Annotated in this window: 20 protein-coding genes; 4 read left to right on the top strand and 16 right to left on the bottom strand. The window is 71.7% G+C overall.

Translation table 11 applies throughout. The annotated features are described in order from the left end of the window. Positions 1-40: 40 nt before the first annotated feature. The 4 genes from OG904_RS06875 to OG904_RS06890 all read right to left on the bottom strand — a co-directional run bounded on the left by OG904_RS06875 (position 41) and on the right by OG904_RS06890 (position 6506). A complete protein-coding gene (locus OG904_RS06875) occupies positions 41-1474 on the bottom strand; it encodes a sugar porter family MFS transporter (RefSeq protein ID WP_405488408.1) in 1434 nt (477 codons plus the stop codon). A 265-nt stretch (positions 1475-1739) separates the two neighbouring features. Then, entirely contained in the window at positions 1740-5468 is a 3729-nt protein-coding gene (locus OG904_RS06880; protein WP_405488410.1) for an AAA family ATPase, read from the bottom strand. Between the two features lie 191 nt (positions 5469-5659). Then, positions 5660-5875 (bottom strand): hypothetical protein, encoded by a 216-nt coding sequence (locus OG904_RS06885; protein ID WP_030227372.1) that lies wholly within the window; start codon positions 5873-5875, stop codon positions 5660-5662. A gap of 349 nt (positions 5876-6224) precedes the next feature. Beyond that, positions 6225-6506, bottom strand: coding sequence for an acylphosphatase (locus OG904_RS06890; RefSeq protein ID WP_405488412.1), 282 nt, complete (start codon positions 6504-6506; stop codon positions 6225-6227). Positions 6507-6685: 179 nt separating this feature from the next. On the opposite strand from OG904_RS06890, the gene OG904_RS06895 reads away from it, so the two are divergent. Next, complete coding sequence (locus OG904_RS06895; protein WP_405488414.1) at positions 6686-7534, top strand: CAP domain-containing protein; 849 nt, start codon at positions 6686-6688, stop codon at positions 7532-7534. A 124-nt stretch (positions 7535-7658) separates the two neighbouring features. On the opposite strand, the gene OG904_RS06900 is transcribed toward OG904_RS06895, so the two are convergent. Then, the gene (locus OG904_RS06900) at positions 7659-8261 is read right to left on the bottom strand and encodes a flavodoxin family protein (protein ID WP_328301018.1); all 603 of its coding nucleotides are present in this window, start codon (positions 8259-8261) and stop codon (positions 7659-7661) included. Positions 8262-8394: 133 nt separating this feature from the next. On the opposite strand from OG904_RS06900, the gene OG904_RS06905 reads away from it, so the two are divergent. After that, positions 8395-8835, top strand: coding sequence for a winged helix-turn-helix transcriptional regulator (locus OG904_RS06905; RefSeq protein ID WP_405488417.1), 441 nt, complete (start codon positions 8395-8397; stop codon positions 8833-8835). Here OG904_RS06905 and mutM read toward each other — a convergent pair. The 9 genes from mutM to OG904_RS06950 all read right to left on the bottom strand — a co-directional run bounded on the left by mutM (position 8790) and on the right by OG904_RS06950 (position 17828). Then, positions 8790-9659: a bifunctional DNA-formamidopyrimidine glycosylase/DNA-(apurinic or apyrimidinic site) lyase gene (mutM, locus tag OG904_RS06910; RefSeq protein ID WP_405488419.1), complete on the bottom strand. Its 870-nt coding sequence runs from the start codon at positions 9657-9659 to the stop codon at positions 8790-8792. The two genes, OG904_RS06905 and mutM, sit on opposite strands and share 46 nt — an antisense overlap. Positions 9660-9785: 126 nt before the next feature. Beyond that, positions 9786-10601 carry a ribonuclease III gene (gene rnc, locus OG904_RS06915; RefSeq protein WP_405488421.1) on the bottom strand — a complete coding sequence of 272 codons (816 nt, stop codon included), beginning with the start codon at positions 10599-10601 and terminating at the stop codon, positions 9786-9788. A 19-nt stretch (positions 10602-10620) separates the two neighbouring features. Next, entirely contained in the window at positions 10621-10794 is a 174-nt protein-coding gene (gene rpmF, locus OG904_RS06920; RefSeq protein WP_003965982.1) for a 50S ribosomal protein L32, read from the bottom strand. 2 nt (positions 10795-10796) lie between these two features. Continuing rightward, positions 10797-11444 (bottom strand): YceD family protein, encoded by a 648-nt coding sequence (locus tag OG904_RS06925; protein WP_405497827.1) that lies wholly within the window; start codon positions 11442-11444, stop codon positions 10797-10799. 152 nt (positions 11445-11596) lie between these two features. After that, a complete protein-coding gene (locus OG904_RS06930) occupies positions 11597-12628 on the bottom strand; it encodes a cell division initiation protein (RefSeq protein WP_405488423.1) in 1032 nt (343 codons plus the stop codon). 127 nt (positions 12629-12755) lie between these two features. Then, on the bottom strand, positions 12756-13235 hold the full coding sequence (coaD, locus tag OG904_RS06935; protein WP_328301013.1) for a pantetheine-phosphate adenylyltransferase: 480 nt from the start codon (positions 13233-13235) through the stop codon (positions 12756-12758). Between the two features lie 29 nt (positions 13236-13264). Beyond that, a complete protein-coding gene (rsmD, locus tag OG904_RS06940) occupies positions 13265-13843 on the bottom strand; it encodes a 16S rRNA (guanine(966)-N(2))-methyltransferase RsmD (protein ID WP_405488425.1) in 579 nt (192 codons plus the stop codon). A 62-nt stretch (positions 13844-13905) separates the two neighbouring features. Then, positions 13906-16149: an ATP-dependent DNA helicase RecG gene (gene recG, locus OG904_RS06945; protein ID WP_405488427.1), complete on the bottom strand. Its 2244-nt coding sequence runs from the start codon at positions 16147-16149 to the stop codon at positions 13906-13908. Between the two features lie 26 nt (positions 16150-16175). Beyond that, positions 16176-17828, bottom strand: a complete 1653-nt coding sequence (locus OG904_RS06950; RefSeq protein WP_405488429.1) for a DAK2 domain-containing protein — start codon at positions 17826-17828, stop codon at positions 16176-16178. A 243-nt stretch (positions 17829-18071) separates the two neighbouring features. On the opposite strand from OG904_RS06950, the gene rpmB reads away from it, so the two are divergent. Continuing rightward, positions 18072-18257 carry a 50S ribosomal protein L28 gene (gene rpmB, locus OG904_RS06955; protein WP_073911113.1) on the top strand — a complete coding sequence of 62 codons (186 nt, stop codon included), beginning with the start codon at positions 18072-18074 and terminating at the stop codon, positions 18255-18257. A gap of 143 nt (positions 18258-18400) precedes the next feature. On the opposite strand, the gene thiD is transcribed toward rpmB, so the two are convergent. Both thiD and OG904_RS06965 read right to left on the bottom strand, forming a co-directional pair. Next, positions 18401-19255 carry a bifunctional hydroxymethylpyrimidine kinase/phosphomethylpyrimidine kinase gene (gene thiD, locus OG904_RS06960; RefSeq protein ID WP_405488431.1) on the bottom strand — a complete coding sequence of 285 codons (855 nt, stop codon included), beginning with the start codon at positions 19253-19255 and terminating at the stop codon, positions 18401-18403. Further along, positions 19252-20235: a thiamine-phosphate kinase gene (locus OG904_RS06965; RefSeq protein ID WP_405488433.1), complete on the bottom strand. Its 984-nt coding sequence runs from the start codon at positions 20233-20235 to the stop codon at positions 19252-19254. The genes thiD and OG904_RS06965 overlap by 4 nt, the downstream gene beginning before the upstream one ends. A gap of 245 nt (positions 20236-20480) precedes the next feature. On the opposite strand from OG904_RS06965, the gene OG904_RS06970 reads away from it, so the two are divergent. Beyond that, complete coding sequence (locus OG904_RS06970) at positions 20481-20714, top strand: Lrp/AsnC family transcriptional regulator (RefSeq protein WP_405488435.1); 234 nt, start codon at positions 20481-20483, stop codon at positions 20712-20714. The last annotated feature ends 2 nt before the right edge of the window (positions 20715-20716 follow it).

The following is a 20716-nucleotide window of genomic DNA, read 5'->3' on the forward strand; positions in this document are numbered from 1 at the left end:
GTACCCGTTGTGAGGGGAGGAGGGCAGTTGGCGGGGGTGGTCAGCCCATCTCCTCCAACGCCTTGCCCTTGGTCTCCGGCACCCACTTGAGGATGAACGGGATCGAGAGCACGGCGAAGACCGCGTAGATGACGTACGCGCCGGACAGGTTCCAGTCCGAGAGCGTGGGGAACGAGACGGTGATGACCCAGTTGGCGATCCACTGGGCGGCGGCCGCCACGCCGAGGGCCGCGGCGCGGATGCGGCCCGGGAACATCTCGCCGAGCAGGACCCAGACCACCACGCCCCAGGACAGGGCGAAGAAGAGCACGAAGCAGTTGGCCGCGATGAGGGCCGTGAGCCCCTGGGCGTGCGGCAGGGCGATGTCGCCGCCGCTGGTGTCCTTGTAGGAGAAGGCCCACGCGGCGAGCCCGAGGGAGATCGCCATGCCCACGGACCCGATGAGCGCGAGGGGTTTGCGGCCGATGCGGTCCACGAAGACCATCGCGATCACCGTACCGACGATGTTCACGACCGAGGTCTCGAAGGAGTACAGGAACGAGGAGCTCGGATCGATGCCGACCGACTGCCACAGCGAGGAGCTGTAGTAGAAGATCACGTTGATGCCGACGAGCTGCTGGAAGACGGAGAGGCCGATACCGATCCAGACGATGGGCAGGAAGCCGAAGCGGCCTCCCAGGAGGTCCTTGAAAGTGGACCTCTGTTCCGAATGGATGGCGCTGTCGATCTCGCGGACGCGGGCGTCCGCGTCGATTCCCTCGCCCTCGACCTCGCGCAGGACCGTCTTGGCCTTCTCCATCCGGCCGACCGAGACGAGGAAGCGCGGGGACTCGGGGATGGCGAAGGAGAGCAGGCCGTAGAGGACGGCCGGGACGACCATGACGCCGAGCATCCACTGCCAGGCTTCCAGGCCGCCGACCTTCCCGCGCTGGTCGCCGTCCGCGAGGTTCAGGATCCCCCAGTTGACGAGCTGGGAGATGGCGATGCCGGTGACGATCGCGGCCTGCTGGAAGGAGGCCAGCCGGCCGCGGTACGCGGGCGGGGACACCTCGGCGATGTAGGCCGGGCCGATCACCGAGGCCATGCCGATGCCGAAGCCGCCGATGACCCGCCACACGGCCAGGTCCCAGAGGGCGAAGGGCAGGGCCGAGCCGATGGCGCTCGCCGTGAAGAGGACGGCGGCGATCTGCATGCAGCGGATGCGGCCGATCCGGTCGGCGATGCGGCCGGCGGTGGCCGCGCCGAGGGCGCAGCCGATCAGTGCGGCGGCGATCACCTGGGCGAGGGTGGCCGAGCCGACGTCGAAACGCTCCCGGATGGCCTCGACGGCGCCGTTGATGACGGAGCTGTCGTAGCCGAAGAGGAATCCGCCCATGGCGGCGGCCGCGGTGATGAAGATGACGTGCCCGAGGTGATCGGGCTGCGATGCCGGGCCGCCGCCCGAGTTCTGGGGCCTCGTCGTGCTGCTGCTCAAGGTCGCTCCTGCGTGCCGGCTGCGGTGGCGGGCTGTGGGTGTGATCCCTCCCAGTGGCGCACAGGTCAAGATCGGCCACCACCCGGAAGGGCCATCGGGGTGCGTGTGCCCCGAATCGGCCTGGCCACCCTGTCACCCGTCACCCGTGACCCGTAATCCACCAGCCGTCATCCACCACCTGTCATCCACCAGCCGTCATCCACCACCCGTCATCCACCACCCGTCATCCACCAGCCGTCATCCACCTCCCGCCACCCGTCACCCGTCACCGCAGACGCTGGCTGATGACCTTCGAGACCCCGTCGCCCTGCATCGAGACCCCGTAGAGGGCGTCGGCGACCTCCATCGTCCGCTTCTGGTGCGTGATCACGATCAGCTGCGAGCTCTCCTGCAGCTCCTCCATGATCCGGATCAGCCGCTGCAGGTTGGTGTCGTCGAGGGCCGCCTCGACCTCGTCCATGACGTAGAACGGACTGGGCCTCGCCTTGAAGATGGAGACCAGCAGCGCCACGGCGGTCAGCGAGCGCTCCCCGCCCGAGAGCAGCGACAGCCGCTTGACCTTCTTGCCCGGCGGGCGGGCCTCGACATCGACGCCGGTGGTCAGCATGTTGTCCGGATCCGTGAGGATCAGCCGGCCCTCGCCGCCGGGGAACAGCCGCGAGAAGACCCCCTCGAACTGCCGGGCCGTGTCCTGGTAGGCCTCCGTGAAGACCTGCTCGACCCGCTCGTCGACCTCCTTCACCACCTGAAGGAGGTCGGCCCTGGTCTTGCGCAGGTCTTCCAGCTGTTCGCTGAGGAACTTGTGCCGCTCCTCCAGCGCCGCGAACTCCTCCAGTGCCAGCGGATTGACCTTGCCGAGCTGCTGGTAGGCGCGCTCGGCGGCCTTCAGCCGCTTCTCCTGCTGTGCGCGTACGAAGGGCCCCGGCCCGGCCTCCTCGTCCGGCGCCTCCCCGTCCGCCGGCGGGCTCGGCGGCACCGGCTGATCGGGCCCGTACTCGGCGACGAGCCCCGCCCCGGCCATCCCGAACTCCTCCAGCGCCCGCGCCTCCACCTGCTCGATCCGCATGCGCTTCTCGGCGCCGAGCACCTCGCCGCGGTGCACGGAGTCCGTGAGCTTGTCGAGCTCCCCCTTCAGGCCGCGGCCCAGGCCCCGGGCCGCGTCGAGCTCCCGCTCGCGCAGGCCCTTGGCGTACTCGGCCGCCGTGCGCTCCCCGGCGGCGCGGGTCAGCGACACCTCGATGTGCGCGAGCAGCTGGCGGGCCCCGTCGGCGACGGCCGCGGCCACCGCGGCCTCGTACCGCAGCCGCTCCCGGCGGCGCTCGGCCCGGGCGCGGGCCTCCCGCTCGGCCCGGGCCCCGCGGTCGAGGGAGTCGGCCCGTCCGGCCAGCCCCTTGACCCGCTCCTCATGGGTCCTGAGCTGCAGCCGGGCCTCCATCTCGGTCTGCCGCGCGTTCGCCCCGTCGGCCGCGAGCCGGTCCCTGCGGGAGGTGTCCGGCTCCTCCTCCACCGGCATCTCCTCGGCGACGGCCAGCCGCTCGGCGCACTCCTCCACGTCGGCCAGGGCCTGCTCCAGCGCGTCCTGCGCCGTGGCCGCGGCCGCGGCGGCGCGCTCGGCTTCGCCCAGTGCCCCCTTCGCCTGCCCGGCGAGCCGTCCGAGCTGCTGCGCGACCCCGGCCCGTGCCCGCTCGGCGGCCCGGCGGAGCTCCCCGAGCTCCTCGACCCGGGCGCCGGCCAGCGACCGGTGCCGCTCGGCGGCCTCCTTCTCCCCGGCCAGCGCGAGGCACTCCCCGTCGAGCCGGTGCCGCTCGGCATCGGCCTCGTCGACGGCACCCCGCACCTCGATGAGGCTGGGCACCCCGGCGGAGCCACCGTGCGCGAGGTGCGCCCCGAGGACGTCCCCCTCGGCGGTCACGGCCACCAGCTCGGGCCGCTCGGCAACCAGCGCCTCGGCCTCGTCGAGCCCCGGGACGACCACGAAGTCCCGCAACACCCGGGCCAGCGCCCGCACCAGCGAGGCGTCCCCGCGCACGAGCTCCCTGGCCGCAATCCCCCCGCCGACCGCAGCCACCTCCCCCACCACGGCCGTACGGGGCGCCACATCCAGCCCCTCCGGCGTTTGAGGAGCGGGGTCTGGGGCGGAGCCCCAGTCTCGGGAAGGGGCGGGGTGGGGAAGAACAGGCTTCGGCGGAACCCCGCCAACCGCCCCGGCACCCACCCACGCACCCGCCCCGGCACCGGCACCGGCACCGGCACCCGCACCCCCCTGCCCAGGCACCGCAACTCCACCCGGCGCGATCAGGAACGCCGCCCGCCCGGCATCGGCGGCCCTCAGGTGCCGGATCGCCCCGACGGCGGCGGCGGCCGAGTCCACGGCCACCGCATCCGCCACTACGCCCAGCGCCGCCGCCACGGCGACCTCGTACCCCGGGGTCACTGACAACCGCTGCGCCGCCGGGCCCAGCAGCCCCTCCAGCCGCGCCGCGAGCAGCTCCGCGGTGCCGTCCTTGCGGCGCAGCCCCATCGCCAGGGCGTCCCGCCGCGCGGCCACCGCCGCCCGCGAGCGCTCCGCCGCCGCCAACGCGTCCCGGGCCGCGCCGAGCCCGGCCTCCGCCTCCGTCAGCGCGGCCCGCGCGGCCTCGTACTCCCCCTGCGCGGCCGCCGGGGAGTCGTCCTCCCCGACCTCCTCGGCCAGTGCCTCGTACTCCTCGCGCGCCTCCACCGCCCGCGCCCGCGCCTCGTCCCGCGCCGCCACCAGCCGGTCGATCTCCGACTGGGCCGCGCCCGCACGGGAGCGCGCCGCGCCGAGCCGGCCCGTCAGCCGGGCCAGCCCCTCGCGCCGGTCGGCGATGGCCCGCGCCGCGTCCCGCAGCCGCCGCTCCTCCTCGGCCAGCGACCGCTCCAGCTCGGCCCGGTGGGCGACGGTGTCCTCCAGCGCCCGCGCGGCCGCCTCCACCGCGGCCGTCAGTTCCGCCTCCTGCTCGCGGACCCGCGCGGCCTCCTTCTCCATGTCCTCCGGATCCCGGCCCCGCCGCTCCTCCTCGGCCGGAGCCGAGGCCGATGTGACCCGGGCGTCGGCCAGCGAGGCGGTCCCCCGTACCCGCTCGGCCAGCTGCGAGAGCTCGTACCAGGTCTGCTGCGCCCGCTGGAGCCGCGGCGCGAGCTCCCGTACCGCTTCCTCGAGTTCGGATTCGCGCCGCACCGCCGCCGTGAGCTGCGCCTCGGCCGCCTCCTTGCGCTCCTTCAGGGCCGCCTCGTCCGCGATCTCCGCGTCGAGCGCGCCCCTGAGCGTCACGAGGTCGTCGGCGAGCAGCCGCAGCCGCGCATCGCGCAGGTCCGCCTGGATCACGGCGGCCCGCCGGGCCACCGCCGCCTGCCGGCCGAGCGGTTTGAGCTGGCGGCGCAGCTCGTCGCCCAGGTCCTGGACGCGTGCGAGGTTCGCCTGCATCGCGTCGAGTTTGCGCAGCGCCTTCTCTTTGCGTTTGCGGTGCTTGAGCACCCCGGCCGCTTCCTCGATGAAGGCGCGGCGGCCCATCGGATCGGCGTGCAGGACGGAGTCCAGCTGGCCCTGGCCGACGATGACGTGCATCTCCCGGCCGATGCCGGAGTCGGAGAGCAGCTCCTGGATGTCGAGCAGGCGGCAGGTGTCGCCGTTGATCTGGTACTCGCTGCTGCCGCCGCGGAACATGATCCGCGTGATGGTGACTTCGGCGTACTCGATGGGCAGCGCGCCGTCGGAGTTGTCGATGGTCAGCGAGACCTCGGCGCGCCCGAGCGGCGGGCGGCCGGTGGTGCCGGCGAAGATGACGTCTTCCATCTTCCCGCCGCGCAGGGACTTGGCCCCTTGTTCGCCCATGACCCAGGAGAGCGCGTCCACCACGTTGGACTTGCCGGAACCGTTGGGGCCCACGACGCAGGTGATGCCCGGTTCGAAGCGCAGGGTGGTGGCGGAGGCGAAGGATTTGAATCCGCGCAGGGTCAGGGACTTGAGATGCACGCCGCCGGACTCTACCTTTCACGTTCGGTTTCGCCCATGAAGGTGCAGGGCACACCTGACGTTAAAGGAATCGGCCCCTCACCTGGCGCAACGTCGCCCGGCGGCCTCGTGCAGCGGAAAGAAAGAAGGGACGCCGAAGCGTCCCTTGCAGATCATGAGTGACTGTTGGTCGAGCGACGAGGGAGCTCGGATCAGGTGAGCGCAGGCTCCGCCTGGGGTACGTCGAGGTCGATGCTGTCAAGCAGCGAGTCTCCGTGCTGTGCGGCGGCCGCGTTCAGAGCGTCGTTTTCGGACTGGATTCGTCCGAGCTCGGACTCGAGGTCCTGGACGCGCTGCTGAAGCCGTCGCATCTCGGCGAGGAGTCGCGGGTCGGAACCGCCGACGTAACCGAGAAGCGCCTTTGCCATGATGGATGGTCCTCCACACTGAGTGACCGACCGAAGCGGTGTGGGTCGTGAGGGAATCGCACCCGCGGATGTCCGGCAGCGACGAGAAGTCACTGCGCTTACTACTCTCAACGCTGCCAAACAGCTCAGGTGCGCGGGGCTTCCAGCGTCTCACCAAAAAGTTTGACGGTCAACACGATCACGCCCCGTATCGGCGGGCAGCCCGGCCCCCGCAAGGGGCGTGGAGATCATCCTCGTCTCCGAGCCTTCCACGGATCACCCGGCTCGGCAACGCGTCGGCGACGAATGCGCAGATCCGACCAGGTGCGGACCATCCGGAGATCTGTTCAGTACATGATCAGTCGATCGATCACCGGATGGCGAACCCTTCGTAGCCGCCTCGCGGTGTGCCCCAGATCTCCGTCACCCCGTCCACGTTCCCGGGCGTGTCGGTGCCGTGCAGCCATTCCAGGAGCCGGTGGCAATTCTCACGTTGACCTTCGGCCACCACCTGCACCCGACCGTCGTCGAGGTTGAGCGCGAACCCGATCAGGCCGCCGATCTCCATGGCATTGGCCCTGGTGAACCAGCGGAAGCCCACTCCCTGTACCCGACCGCGCACCCAGGCGGTCATCCGCACATCTTCATTCATGCATGAACGCTAACCGGGCAAACGATTCCGGGTCACGGCGCCCCCCGGCCGCCATGGCGTACAGTCGCGCAGCAATGAACTCACCCTTTTGGGTGAGTAAAGGTTGATCTTGAAGCATCGACCTTGCGGTGCCGGTCGTACGGCGCTGCCCCTGAGACCCCCGAGGAAGGCAAGACGCGATGGGACGCCACCGACTTCACGCCGCGCCGATCCGCGGCAGCAAGCGCCGCACCGCCCTGCGGGGCGGCCTGCTCGGCGCTTCCGTGGCCGTGGCCCTCGGCACGGCCGCCGTCACCACGGGCGTCGTCCCGGTCGGCTCCTCCTTCCCCTACGTAGGGGTCGCGGGCGCGAGCTCCGAAGCGAAGGCGAAGACCGCGGACGCCGGGGTCCCGGCCCTGCCGAGCCCCCGGACCTCGCTGGAGCAGCAGGGCGGCCTCTCCGGCCTCACGCCCAGCGGACCGGCGTCCCCCTCCGCGTCCCCTTCCCCCTCGGCGCCGCCGTCCCCGTCGGCCTCCGCTTCCCCTTCCCCGGCCGCCTCGACGGCGGCGGCGAAGACCCCGAAGCCGAGCCCCACCCCGGCCCCGCCGAAGCCGGCCGCCGCCCCGAAGACGGCCGCCCCCAAGCCCCCGGCGGCGCTGGCCACGGCCGGCCACTCCTCCGAGGAGACCGCCGTGCTGAACCTGGTGAACCAGGAGCGCGCGCAGGCCGGCTGCGTTCCGGTCCGGGCCAACCCGCCGCTGGCGGCACTGGCCGGAGCCTTCAGCAAGGACATGGCCGTCCGGGGGTTCTTCGACCACACCGACCCCGACGGCCGCACCCCGTGGGACCGTGCCACCCAGGCCGGCATATCGGGGATGGGCGGCGAGAACATCGCCCGCGGTCAGGGTGACGCGCAGGCCGTGATGAAGGCCTGGATGGACAGCCCGGGCCACAAGGCGAACATCCTCAACTGCGAGTTCCGCACCATGGGCGTCGGTATGTACTCCGCCGCGGGCGGCCCCTGGTGGACCCAGGACTTCGGCTTCTAGGCACGGCGGGGCTTCGGCTTCCGGGAACACCAAGGGGCACGGCCCCGTGCGGCGGATAGACCCGCCGCACGGGGCCGTGCCCCTTCGCGCACCGGGCGGCAGCGCCCGGTGCTCACGCCGTGCGTCAGGCGGCCAGGGCGGCGCGGCCCGCGATGACGATGCGGGTCTGCTCGGTCACGCGGCGGCCGAGGTGCTCGGCGGTGGCGATGTCGGCCTTGTGGACGAACTCCGCGCTCTGGTCACCGTTGGACTGGGCGGCGGCGCCGTCGAAGAAGCCGAGGCGGTTGAGGTCGTTCTCGGAAGCGGTGCTGGAGTTCCAGCCCGGCTTCAGACCCAGGTTGACCCAGCTCATGCCGTGCTGCGAGGCCAGCGTCTGGAAGAAGTCCAGGGTGTTGCCCTTGTCGCCGGACTTGGAGCCCGAGTTGGTGAAGCCCGCGGCGACCTTGTCCTGCCAGCCGGCCGTGAACCAGATCTTGGACGTGGACTCGGCGAAGACGTGGAAGGCGCCCGAGGCGCTGCCCATGTAGGTGGGGGCACCGAAGACGATCGCGTCGGACGCGGTCAGGAGCTCCCACTGCGCGTCGTCGATCTCGTCGACCTTGATCAGGTGGACCGTCGCACCGGCCTCGAGGGCACCGGCCTTGACGGCCTCGGCGATGACGGTGGTGTGGCCGTAGCCGGAGTGGTAGGCGATCGAGACGACAGGGGTGTACGTGATACCGGACAAGACGGGTCTCCCTCGGAAAACACCGTGGTGGGTCACGGCGTTGTGCGGCGTGGTGTAACAGGAAAAAGGAAAGCACTAACTTTTTGAAAGCGCAACCCGAATGGCTGGCGCTGCTCAGTAGTAGGCTGAATCCATGCAGACTCCAGCCTGCGGCGACGCCGAGGACGAGGGCGCCGCCGAACAGACGTTCGGTTCATTCGACGTGTTCGCCCGTGATTGCCCGTCCCGCGAGACGCTGGAACACGTCACGGGTCGCTGGGGCAGCCTCACGGTGGGCGCTCTGCGCAGAGGTCCATGCCGGTTCAACGAGCTGCGCCGCCGGGTGGACGGCATCAGCGAGAAAATGCTGTCCCAGACCCTGCACGCGCTGGAGCGAGACGGCATCGTCAACCGCGAGGCGCAGCCGACGAACCCGCCCAGGGTCGACTACGAGCTGACCCCGTTCGGCGCGGAGGTCGCGGAGCGCGTGGTCGCGCTCATCGGGCTGCTGGAGAGCAGCATGCCGGGGGTGCTCGCCTCCCGGGCCGCCTACGACGAGACGCGCGAAGGCCGCTGGCAGCGCGGGCAGAAGTAGCTCGACCGGTTCATCCACGGCCGGCGCCGCATCGGGGTGCCGCAGCGCCGGCAGGGCTCGTCCTCGCGCCCGTAGGCGTCGAGCGAGCGGTCGAAGTAGCCGGACTCGCCGTTGACGTTGACGTAGAGGCTGTCGAAGCTGGTGCCGCCGACGGCCAGGGCCTCGTTCATGACGTCCCGGGCGTGGCCGAGGAGTTCCACGCTCCGGGGGCGCGTGAGCGTGCTGGTGGGGCGCTCGTAGTGCAGCTTGGCGCGCCACAGCGCCTCATCGGCGTAGATGTTGCCGACGCCACTGATCAGCGACTGGTCGAGCAGTGCCCGCTTCACCGTGGTGCGCTTGGCGCGCAGCGCCAGGTGGTAGGCCGTCTCGTCGAAGAGCGGGTCCAGCGGGTCCCGCGCGATGTGCGCGATGACGTCGGGCAGCCCGTCCGCGCTGCCGGGGACTGTCTCGTGCAGCGACAGGCCGCCGAAGGTCCGCTGGTCGACGAAGCGCAGCTCGGTCCCGGCCCCGTCCCCGAACCGCACCCGGATGCGCAGGTGCTTCTCGTCGGGGGCCGCCTCGGGCTGTACGAGCAGCTGCCCGCTCATCCCGAGGTGCCCGAGCACGGAGAGCTCGCGCTCCTCCAGCGGCAGCCACAGGTACTTGCCGCGCCGCCGCGGCACCCCGAAGGTCTCCCCCGTGAGCCGGGCCGCGAAATCGGCGCCGCCGCCCGCGTGCCGGCGTACGGCCCTCGGATGCAGCACCTCGACGGCCGTCACGGTCCGCCCGGCCACCCAGCGCTCCAGGCCGCGCCGCACCACTTCCACTTCGGGCAGCTCGGGCACGGGTCCTCCGGAAGGGTGCGGTGGTGAACGCTCCCGGCGAGCCTACCGGGCTTCGCGCGGGGCCCGGAAACGGGTCCGCCCGCCCCCGCGATGCGGGGGCGGGCGGGGAAAATCCGGAAGGAGCCGTCAGGCGCCCGGCGCCGGGTCGGCGGGCGTCGGCGCCCCGTCGGCCTCGGCCGGAACGGGCGCGGCCTGCGCCGCGGTCCGCTCGTCCGCCACGGTACTGATACCGCGCCACGCGGATTCCGCCGCCTGCTGTTCCGCTTCCTTCTTGCTGCGTCCGATGCCGGTGCCGTAGGAGGTCCCACCGACGCGCGCGGCGGCGGTGAAGGTCTTCTCGTGGTCCGGACCGGACTCGGTGACCAGGTATTCCGGCACACCGAGGCCTTCGGCCGCCGTGAGTTCCTGGAGACTGGTCTTCCAGTCCAGGCCGGCACCGAGGTTGGAGGACTTCTCGATGAGCGGGTCGAAGAGCCGGTGAACCAGCTCCGAGGCCGCGTCGAGGCCCTGATCGAGGTAGACCGCGCCGATCACCGCTTCAAGGGTGTCGGCGAGGATGGACGCCTTGTCCCGGCCACCCGTGCCCTCTTCGCCCCGGCCGAGCCGGATGAAGAGACCGAGTTCGAGGCCGCGGCTGACCTCCGCAAGTGCACGCGAGTTGACTACCGCGGCCCGCAGTTTGGCCAGTTGGCCTTCCGGCAGGTCGGGGTGGGTCGTGTACAGCGTGTCCGTGACCACCAGGCCCAGCACGGAGTCCCCGAGGAACTCCAGCCGTTCGTTGGTGGGCAGACCGCCGTTCTCGTACGCGTACGAGCGGTGGGTCAGCGCACGCACCAGAAGGGCGGACTCGAGTCGATACCCGAGCCGCCCTTCCAGAAGCACGTGGGACGAGGCCGCGTTGTTACTGTCTGCCTGCTTCTCAGCGTTGGACAGCTCAGACATTGCGCCTCTCACCAGCCGCTCAGACCTCGAGGACCTGGCGCTTGTTGTAGGTGCCGCAGCTCGGGCACGCAATGTGCTGGAGCTTCGGCTCCTGGCAACGCTCACACGAAACCAGGGTGGGGACCGCAGCCTTCCACTGCGACCGGCGGTGGCGCGTGTTGCTGCGCGACATCTTCCGCTTCGGAACAGCCACGGCTACTTCTCCTGCTTCTCGGCGGCGCCCTGAACTCCGTCGGAGGCAGTGCCGCTCATATTGTCCTTCTCGACGCCCTGATCGGTGACGAGTCCCTGCAGTGCCGCCCAACGGATGTCGACGGCGTCATGGTGGTGGTCCGGGTCGTCGTTCAGGCTGAGCCCGCAATCGGGGCACAGTCCGAGACAGTCCTCCCGGCACACCGGCTGCAGCGGCAGTGCGAGCACCACCACATCGCGCAGCACGGGTTCGAGGTCGAACAAGCCGTCCTCGATAAAGAGCGTGTCCTCGTCGTCCTCGGCGTCGTCGGCCGGCTCCGCCTTGGAGCGGTTCCGGTCGTCGGCGTCAGGGTACGAGAACATTTCCTGGAAGTCCGCCTTGAGCTCACGCTCGACGGCCTCCAGACACCTTACGCATTCTCCCACGGCCGATCCACGGGCGGTGCCTGTGACGAGCACCCCTTCCATGACCGACTCCAGGCGGAGCTTGAGGTTCAGCCGGCTGCCTTCCGGCACTCCGATGACACCGGCGAGACCGAGGTCCGCCGGCGCCGCGATCTCACGGGACAGCCGCAGCATCGCACCAGGACGCCGACCCAGCTCGTGCGTGTCGAACACGAGGGGGTTGTGGTGGTCGAGGCGGGTATTCAGGGCCGTTCCTGCTTTCACAAAATCACTGGAGACTGCTGAAGATCAAGATTTCCGCCACTCAAGGGCAGCATGGATCGCGGTGCATACGCGCGACCGAAGAGCCAGGATACCCGCCGCTTCGCCCTGAGCCCAATCCAGGTGCGGAGGGGAGGTCAGCGGCCCTGCTCGTACTGGCGCAGCTGATCCAGGTTGATCATGCTCGTGTCGAAGAAGCTGGTCTCGTCGAGCGCCGCCTGCTGCTCCTGCGTGCCCTGCTGCGGCTGCTGGTAGCCGCCGTACGGGTCGGGCTGCTGGTCGTACGGGACCGCGTACGGGTCGGGCTGCTGCACCTGCTGGTAGCTCCCGTACGGGTCCTGGTACGCGTAGGCGTCCTGCTGGACGGGCTGCTGGTAGGAGTACGCGTCGTACACCGGCTCCGGCTGCGCCTGTGCCTGCGCGGGGATCAGCGGGGCCTGCGGCTCGGCCAGACCCGCCAGGAAGTCGGCGTCGCTGGCCGGGCGGGACTGCTGGAGCCCCGCCGCGTCCTGGGCTGCCATGTGCGCGCCGAGGTCGTCGGTGGCCACGCGGCCGAGGAGCTTCTGGCGGCCCCGGCCGACGGCCTCCAGGGTCTTGGAGAGCACCGCCTCGAAGGTCGCCAGCTTGCTGTCCACGTAGGCGTCCGCCTGCTGCCGCTGGGTCTCCGGGTCGTGGCTGCGTTCGGGCGCCTCGGCGTCCGGGTAGCCCTGGTCGTCGAGTCCCGGCCCCCGGCCCAGCAGCTTCTCGCGGCCGCGGTCCACCGAGCCGATGGTCTTGGTGAGCACGACCTCGAAGTTCGCGAGCTTGCTGTCGACGTAGTCGTCGGCCTCGGCCTTGACCTCGTCCGCCTCCCGGCGGGCGTCCGCCAGGATCCGGTCCGCCTCGTCCTGGGAGCGCCGGGCGACCTCGGTGTCGGAGATCAGCGAACCGCGCTGGGCGTGCGCCGACTCGATGATCCGGTCCGCCTCCCGGCGGGCCTCCTCGACCATCTGCTCCCGGCCGCCGATGAGCTCCTGGGCCTGTGCGAGCGAGCCCGGCAGGGCCCCGCGCACCTCTTCGAGCAGGGCGAGCAGCTCGGCGCGGTTGATCACGCACGAGGCCGACATGGGCATGGACCGGGCGCTGCCGACGGCCGCGACGATCTCGTCGAGCTTCTTCTGCACGTCCATGTGTGCTCGCACTCTCTCGGCCCCGGGCGGTTCCCGAGACGGACGGGAAGACTGTAAGGCCACCGGGCCGGGAGCCGACACCGACTGACAGCACGTCAGGGGCGTGGGAGGCGCCGGGCGCCGGGGGTCAGCGGTTGGCCAGCCGCTCCAGCAGCGCGGCGTGCACGTGTGCGGGCAGCAGGTGGGCGACGTCGCCGCCCCAGGCCGCGACTTCCTTGACCAGGGAGGAGGACAGGAAGCTGTAGGTGGGGTTGGTCGGGACGAACAGCGTCTCGACGCCCGACAGCCCCATGTTCATCTGGGCCATCTGGAGCTCGTAGTCGAAGTCGCTGACGGCACGCAGGCCCTTGACGATGGCCGGGATCTCGCGCTGCTTGCAGAAGTCGACGAGGAGCCCGTGGAAGGACTCGACCTCGATGTTGCCGTAGCCGGCGGTCGCCTCGCGGATCAGCTCGATCCGCTCCTCGACGGTGAAGAGACCCTGCTTGGACTGGTTGATCATCACGGCGACGTGGACCACGTCGTAGAGCCGGGAGGCCCGGCCGATGATGTCGAGGTGTCCGTTGGTGATGGGGTCGAACGACCCCGGACAGACGGCGCGGCGCACGTGCATTCCCTCGCTCCCGGGTGCGGGCTTCATGACTCTTCGCTGGTGAAGGCGGCGCGACCGTACCAAAGGGTGCCCTCGCCGTACTTCCTGGACCGGAGCGGCTCGAAGCCCTCGGGCCACGGGAAGGCGCCGCTCCTCGTCCTGCGCTCCACGGTGACGAGCGCGTCGTCGCTGAGCCAGCCATTGGACCGGAGTGTGAGGAGGATCTCGCACAGTTCGCCGTGCTCCACCTCGTACGGCGGGTCCAGGAAGACCACGTCGTACGGGTCCCCGTGCGCGGGGAGGGCCGCGATCTGCTCGGCCCTGCCCGCCCGGAACTCGGCGCCGGGCAGCCCGACCGACTTGATGTTGTCCCGGATGGCCTTGGCGGCCTTGGCGTCGGGCTCGACCAGCAGCGCGTGGTCCGCGCCGCGGGAGAGCGCCTCCAGGCCGACGGCGCCGGAACCGGCGTAGAGGTCGAGGACGCGGGCCCCCTCGGTCCCGTGCAGCGACTCCCAGGTGGAGAAGAGGCCTTCGCGCATCCGGTCCGAGGTCGGGCGGGTGCCGGTGCCGGGCGGGACGGCGAGGCGTCGCCCGCCGGCGCTTCCGGCGATCACGCGGGTCATCTGGGGTCCTTCGGTGGGGCGAGCAGAGGATGGTGCAGGGCTCCAACGATAGGTCGTACCCGTCAGCCCTTCTCCAGGTACTGCTCGCGCTCGGTGTCCAGCAGGGCCTCCAGGGCGGTCCGCAGGCCCGGCAGGTCCGCCAGCTCGGGGTCGGCGGCGACCACGCGGGTGGCCTCCTCGCGGGCCTGGGTGATGACCTCCTCGTCCTCGATGACCGCGAGCATGCGCAGCGAGGAGCGGACGCCGGACTGGGCCTGGCCGAGCACGTCGCCCTCGCGGCGCTGCTCCAGGTCGATGCGGGAGAGCTCGAAGCCGTCCAGCGTGGCGGCGACGGCCGCGAGCCGGGCGCGGGCGGGGCTGGCCTCGTGCATCTCGCTGACCAGCAGGCACAGCCCCGGGGCGGAGCCGCGGCCGACGCGGCCGCGCAGCTGGTGGAGCTGGGAGACGCCGAAGCGGTCCGCGTCCATGATCACCATGACGGTGGAGTTCGGGACGTTCACACCGACCTCGATGACGGTGGTGGCGACCAGCACCTTCACCTCGCCGGCGGTGAAACGGCGCATGACGTCATCCTTGTCGGCGGGGTCCATCCGCCCGTGCAGCACCTCGACGGAGATTCCGGCGAGGGGACCGCGGGTGAGCTGCTCGGCGATGTCCAGCACCGCGAGCGGGGGCCGCCTGTCGCCGTCCTCCTCGGCCGCCTTCTTCTTGGCGTCCTTGGCCCCCTTGGCGCCCTTGCCGCCCTTGCCGTTCTTCGGGTCGTCCTCCCCGTCGCCGATGCGCGGGCAGACCACGTACGCCTGGTGGCCGTTCTCCACCTCCTCTCGGATCCGCTCCCAGGTCCGGGCCAGGAAGTGCGGTTTGTCCCTGGCCGGCACCACGTGGGTGGCGATCGGGGAACGGCCGGCCGGCAGCTGGTCCAGTACGGAGGTCTCCAGATCGCCGAAGACGGTCATGGCGACCGTGCGCGGGATCGGGGTCGCGGTCATGACGAGCAGGTGCGGGGGCTGCTTGCCCTTGGAGCGCAGGGCGTCGCGCTGTTCCACGCCGAAGCGGTGCTGCTCGTCGACGACGACCAGGCCGAGGTCGTGGAACTGCACCTTGTCCTCGATCAGCGCGTGGGTGCCGATCACGATCCCGGCCTCGCCGGTGATCAGGTCGAGCAGGGCCTGGCGCCGGGCGGGCATCCCCATCGAGCCGGTGAGCAGGACGACCTTGGTGCCCCGGTCGGATCCGCCGAGCATGCCCCCCTCGGCGAGCTCGCCCATCATCTCGGTGACGGAGCGGTGGTGCTGCTGCGCGAGCACCTCGGTGGGCGCGAGCATCGCGGCCTGACCGCCCGAGTCGACGACGGCGAGCATGGCCCGCAGCGCCACGAGCGTCTTGCCGGAGCCGACCTCGCCCTGGAGGAGCCGGTGCATGGGGTGGTCGGTGGCGAGGTCGTCGAAGATCTCCCCGGAGACCGTCCGCTGGCCGTCGGTGAGGGTGAACGGCAGCTTGGCGTCGAAGGATTCGAGCAGGCCGCCGGGGGTGGGGCGGCGGGGCACGGCCGGGAGCTGGGAGTCGGCGTGCCGGCGGCGGGCCAGGGCGACCTGGAGGACGAAGGCCTCGTCCCACTTGAGGCGGGAGCGGGCGTCCTCGATGTCGGCCTTGGTGGCCGGGCGGTGGATCTTCAGCAGCGCCTCGGTGAGCGGGACCAGTGCGCGGTCCTCGCGCAGGGCGGCCGGCAGCGGGTCCACGACCTCCTGCGCCGTGGGGAGCACCGCGTCCACGCACTTGGCGATCTTCCAGGACTCGAGCTTCGCGCAGGCCGGGTAGATGGGGATGAGCTGGTTGGCGAAGGCGGTCGCCGCGTCCCGGTCGGAGGCGTCGGCGCCGAGCGGCTCGTAGGCGGGGTGGGCCAGCTGGAGCTTGTGGTTGAACATCCCGACCTTGCCCGCGAACATCGCGCGGCTTCCGGGGAGCAGTTCCTTGTGCGGTTTGTGGACGCCCGACCCGAAGAAGACGAGCTGGAGCCGCCCGTTGCCGTCGGTGATGGTGACTTCGAGGCGTTTGCCGCCGCCCCGGCTGCCCTGGTACGTCAGCAGCCGTGCGTCGGCGACCTGCGCGACGACCGTGACGTGTTCGTCGATCTGGTCGGCGAGGTCGTCCAGGGAGGTCAGCTCGCCACGCTCCGCGTACCGCCGGGGGTAGTGGTGGAGCAGGTCCAGGGCCGTGTGCAGGCCGAGCTGCTCGGCCAGCACCTTGGCGGTGGCGGGGCCGAGGGTCTTCTTGAGGTCTTCGTCGAGCGCGGGCACGTGTTCCATTGCACACCATGGCGCCGACAACCCGGCTATTCCACCCCGATGAGCAGCGGCGCCGACCAGCGCCCGCCGTGGTAGGTCACGGTGTCGACGGCCAGGTGTCCGTGCTGGACGTACGCCTCCAGCCGCTCGGCCAGTGCGTCCGGCACCTCGGGTCCCAGGACCAGGGTGACCAGTTCGCCGCCGGAGCCGAGCATCCGGGCCAGGACGGCCTCGGCGGTCTCCTCCAGGCGGTTGCCGATGACGACCACGTCGCCGTCGATGAGCCCGAGCACGTCGCCGGCCTGGCAGATGCCGGCCGAGGTGAAGGACTGCCGTTCGGCGACGGCGAGTTCGCCGTAGCGGGTGGCTCCGGCGGCCGCGGTCATGGCGACCACGTCCTCGTCGAAGGTGCCGTCCCCGTCGTGGACGGCCAGCGCGGCCAGGCCCTGGACCTCGGAACGGGTGGGGATCACGGCGACCCGTACGCCCTCGGCGCGGGCCTGTTCGGCGGCGGCGGAGGCGGCGGCCCGCAGTTCCGCGGCGTTCGGGAGCAGCACGACCTCGCGGGCGTGCGCCTCGCGGATGGCGTCGACCAGTTCGGCGACGGCAGGCGGTTCCCCGGGCCGGGCGAGCACGGTGGTGGCTCCGGCGTCTCCGCACAGCACGACCAGCCCCTCGCCCTGGACCACGGCGACCACGGCCCGCCGGGCGCGCTCGCCGCGGGCCCGGCGCCGTTCGTCGCCGAAGTGCGTGATGCGGATCCGGTAGGGCCGCCCGGCGACCACCGCGGCCTCCACGGCCGCGCCGGGGTCGTCGACGTGGACGTGGACGTTCCACAGCCCGTCGCCGCCGACCACCACCAGGGAGTCGCCGAGCGCGTCGAGGCGCGTGCGCAGCTCCCCGACCTCCGTCTCGGCGGCCTCCAGCAGGTAGATCACCTCGTACGCGGGTCCGCCGTGCTCCTCGGCGCAGGGCTCGGGCGGCCGCGGTACGGGCACGGCCCGGCCGCGTACCGGCTCGGCGGCCGGCTCCTGCCCGGACAGCGCCTGCCACAGGGCCCCGAGTACGGCGACCAGCCCGCAGCCCCCGGCGTCGACCACCCCGGCCCGCCCCAGCGCGGCCAGCTGCCCCGGGGTTTCGGCGAGGGCCGCGCGGGCCCCGTCGTAGGCGGCCCGGGCCACGTCGGCGGCGTTCCCGGCGGCGGCCTCGGCGAGGGCGGCGGCCCGGGCGGCCGCGGCGGCGACGGTGAGCATGGTGCCCTCCACCGGGTGCGCGACGGCCCGGTAGGCCTCCTCGGCGGCCCGGGTCAGCGCCTGGGCGAGCAGCCGCGCGGGATCGCGCCCGCCGGGTTCGTCTCCGAGTACGTCGGCCACTCCGCGCAGCAGCTGCGCGAGGATCGTCCCGGAGTTGCCCCGGGCGCCTATCAGGGCGCCGTGCGCGAAGGCCCGTACGGCCTCGGGGAGGGTGGCTCCGGCTGTGCCCTCCGTCACTCCGGCGAGGACCTCACCGAGCTCGCGGTCGGCCGATTCGGCGGTCAGGTAGAGGTTGGTGCCGGTGTCCGCGTCGGCGACGGGATAGACGTTGATCGCGTCGATGTCCTCGCGGGCCCGGCCCAGTGCGGCCAGGGCCAGCGAGCTCCAGGTGCGCACCGCTTCGGCGTCGAGCTCGTCGGGGGGCTGCGGCTGAAGCTCGTGCGCCACCGGGCGTTCCTCCTTGTGCGGGCCAGGGTTCACCGCAGGGTAACGAAGGACTGCCGGTCCGGCGGGACCCCGGGGCGGGGGCGGCCGCGGTCATGGTAGTTTTCTTGGACCGAGGCAGTCGTTGTATGCTGCTCCGGTTGCCCGATGAGAGTCGGGCCATTCCCCCCGGCAAACCACTTCAGATCCCTGATACCGGTGCGCCGGGATTCACTGTAAGTGCATCTGAAGTCTTTGGAGTGACCTGTGGCTGCCAACTGCGACGTTTGCGCCAAGGGGCCGAGCTTCGGCAACAGCATTTCCCACTCGCACCGCCGCACCTCGCGTCGCTGGAACCCGAACATCCAGCGTGTCCGTGCCGTGGTCAATGGGACGCCGAAGCGCCTCAACGCCTGCACCTCGTGCATCAAGGCCGGCAAGGTCTCGCGCTGACGCCTCCCGTCGTAGCGCAGCCCTTTCCGGTTGCTGAGAAGGCCGGTCCACCTGGTGGACCGGCCTCTTGCTTTGCCAGATCGAACCCGTAGGGCCTGCTCCTCCCCGTGAACCCGCGGGGAGGAGCAGGCCCTACGGGCGTTTCAGTGCCACTGCCAGGCGTGGTCCACCGGTCCGATGCCCGCGCCCAGCGCGAACCCGGCCGCGATGGCGCCCGTGACGTACTCCTTGGCCCCGATGACGGCCTCCGGGACGGCCAGGCCCTTCGCCAGGCCCGCGGCGATGGCGCTGGCGAGCGTGCAGCCGGTGCCGTGCGTGTGCCGGTTGTCGTGGCGGGGGGCCCGCAGCCAGCGCACGTCGGCGCCGTCCGTCAGCAGGTCCACGGCCTCGTCCCCGTGCGCGGCGAGGTGACCGCCCTTGATCAGCGCCCACGCGGGTCCGTACGCGAGGACCGCGTCGGCGGCCCGGCGCATGTCGTCCTCGCTCTCCACGACGACGCCGGTGAGCTGGGTCACCTCGTCGAGGTTGGGCGTGGCGACGGTGGCCCGGGGCAGCAGTTCCTTGCGTACGGCGTCCAGCGCCGTGGCCGCGAGCAGCGCGTCCCCGTGCTTGGAGACGCCGACCGGGTCCACGACGGCCGGGGCCCGGGTCCCGGCCAGGAGTTCGGCCACGGTTTCCACGAGCTCCGCGGACGACAGCATCCCCGTCTTGACGGCCTGGACGCCGATGTCGTCCACCACGGCCCTGTACTGGCCCCTGACGGCCTCCGCGGGCAGTTCCCAGACGCCTTTGACGCCGAGGGAGTTCTGCGCGGTCACGGCGGTCACCACGCTCATCCCGTGGACCCCGAGCGCCAGCATGGTCTTGAGGTCGGCCTGGATGCCCGCGCCGCCGCCGGAATCGGATCCGGCGACGGTCAGGCACAGCGGCGGGTGCGGCCGCGGCTGTGCCTGCGGCCGCTGTTGCCGGTGCGGCCGTTCCCCGGGGGAACCGCTCATCGCGGGGATTCCTCCGCGGCCGCGTCGCCGCCGAAGTGGTCCCAGCCGCCGGTGCTGGTCCAGGGGGCGCCGTCGACGGTCACCTGGGGCAGGGCGGAGCGGTTCTGCACCTCGCCGATGACCTTCCAGCGGGCCGGGAGCTTCACGTCGGGCGGGAAGGTGGCCACGATGGCGTGGTCCTCTCCCCCGGTGAGGACCCACTGGAGCGGGTCCACGCCGACGGCCTGCCCGATGTCGTGCATCTGCGTCGGGATGTCGACGGCCGCCGAGCGCAGGTCGATCCGTACCTTGCTGGCCTCGGCGATGTGCCCGAGGTCCGCGATCAGTCCGTCGCTGACGTCGGTCATGGCGGTGGCGCCGAGTCCGGCGGCCGCGGGGCCGGCGTGGTACGGCGGCTCGGGCCGCCGGTGGGCCTCCACGAAGGCCCGCGGCGAACGGAAGCCGCGCGAGAGGACCGCGAACCCGGCCGCGGACCAGCCGAGCCAGCCGGTCACGGCCACCACGTCGCCGGGCTGGGCGCCGGAGCGCAGCACGGGCTCGTGGTTGCGCAGGTCGCCCAGCGCGGTGATGGCCACGGTGATGATGTCGCCGCGGACCACGTCGCCGCCGACCACGGCCGCGCCGGCGACCTGGCACTCGTCGCGGATGCCGTCCATCAGCTCGGTGGGCCAGGTGACCGGGAGCTCGGCGGGTACGACGAGACCGAGCAGGAGCGCGGTCGGCACCGCGCCCATGGCGGCGATGTCGGCGAGGTTCTGCGCGGCGGCCTTGCGGCCGACGTCGTAGGCCGTGGACCAGTCCCGCCTGAAGTGCCGCCCCTCCAGCAGGATGTCCGTGCTCGCCACGACCCGCCGGTCGGGGGCCGACACCACCGCGGCGTCGTCGCCCGGTCCGAGCCGGACCGCCGGGGTGGTGGTGAGCCGTGAGGTGAGCTCCCGAATGAGCCCGAACTCCCCCAGCTCGCCCACAGTGCCCTTCATCGCTGTGCCCCTTCTTGCCCAGTCCGCTTGCGGTCGCGAGCCGTCACAGCTCTGGGTACCGTCAACAGATACGTCAACTTCTGCTCTCCGTACGCCGCGCTGTGCGTGGAGCCGGACCCCCGGGTCTCCCCGCGGCGCTCGGCGACGCGGTACCGTGGCGTCCCTTCTTCCCCGGGCCCACCCGTCATCCCCGGGCCCACCCGAAGGGTAGGGGAAATGATCCTCGTGGCCGCCCTGGAGGTTCCGTGGTACAGGCGTACATCCTCATCCAGACCGAGGTGGGCAAGGCGTCGTCCGTCGCCGAGTCCATCGGGCAGATCCCGGGGGTGATCCAGGCCGAGGACGTGACGGGCCCGTACGACGTGATCGTGCGCGCCCAGGCCGACACCGTGGACGAGCTCGGCCGCATGGTCGTGGCCAACGTCCAGCAGGTGGAGGGGATCACCCGCACCTTGACCTGCCCGGTGGTCCATCTGTAGCC

The sequence above is a fragment of the Streptomyces sp. NBC_00096 genome, assembly GCF_045041305.1.
Classification (GTDB): domain Bacteria; phylum Actinomycetota; class Actinomycetes; order Streptomycetales; family Streptomycetaceae; genus Streptomyces.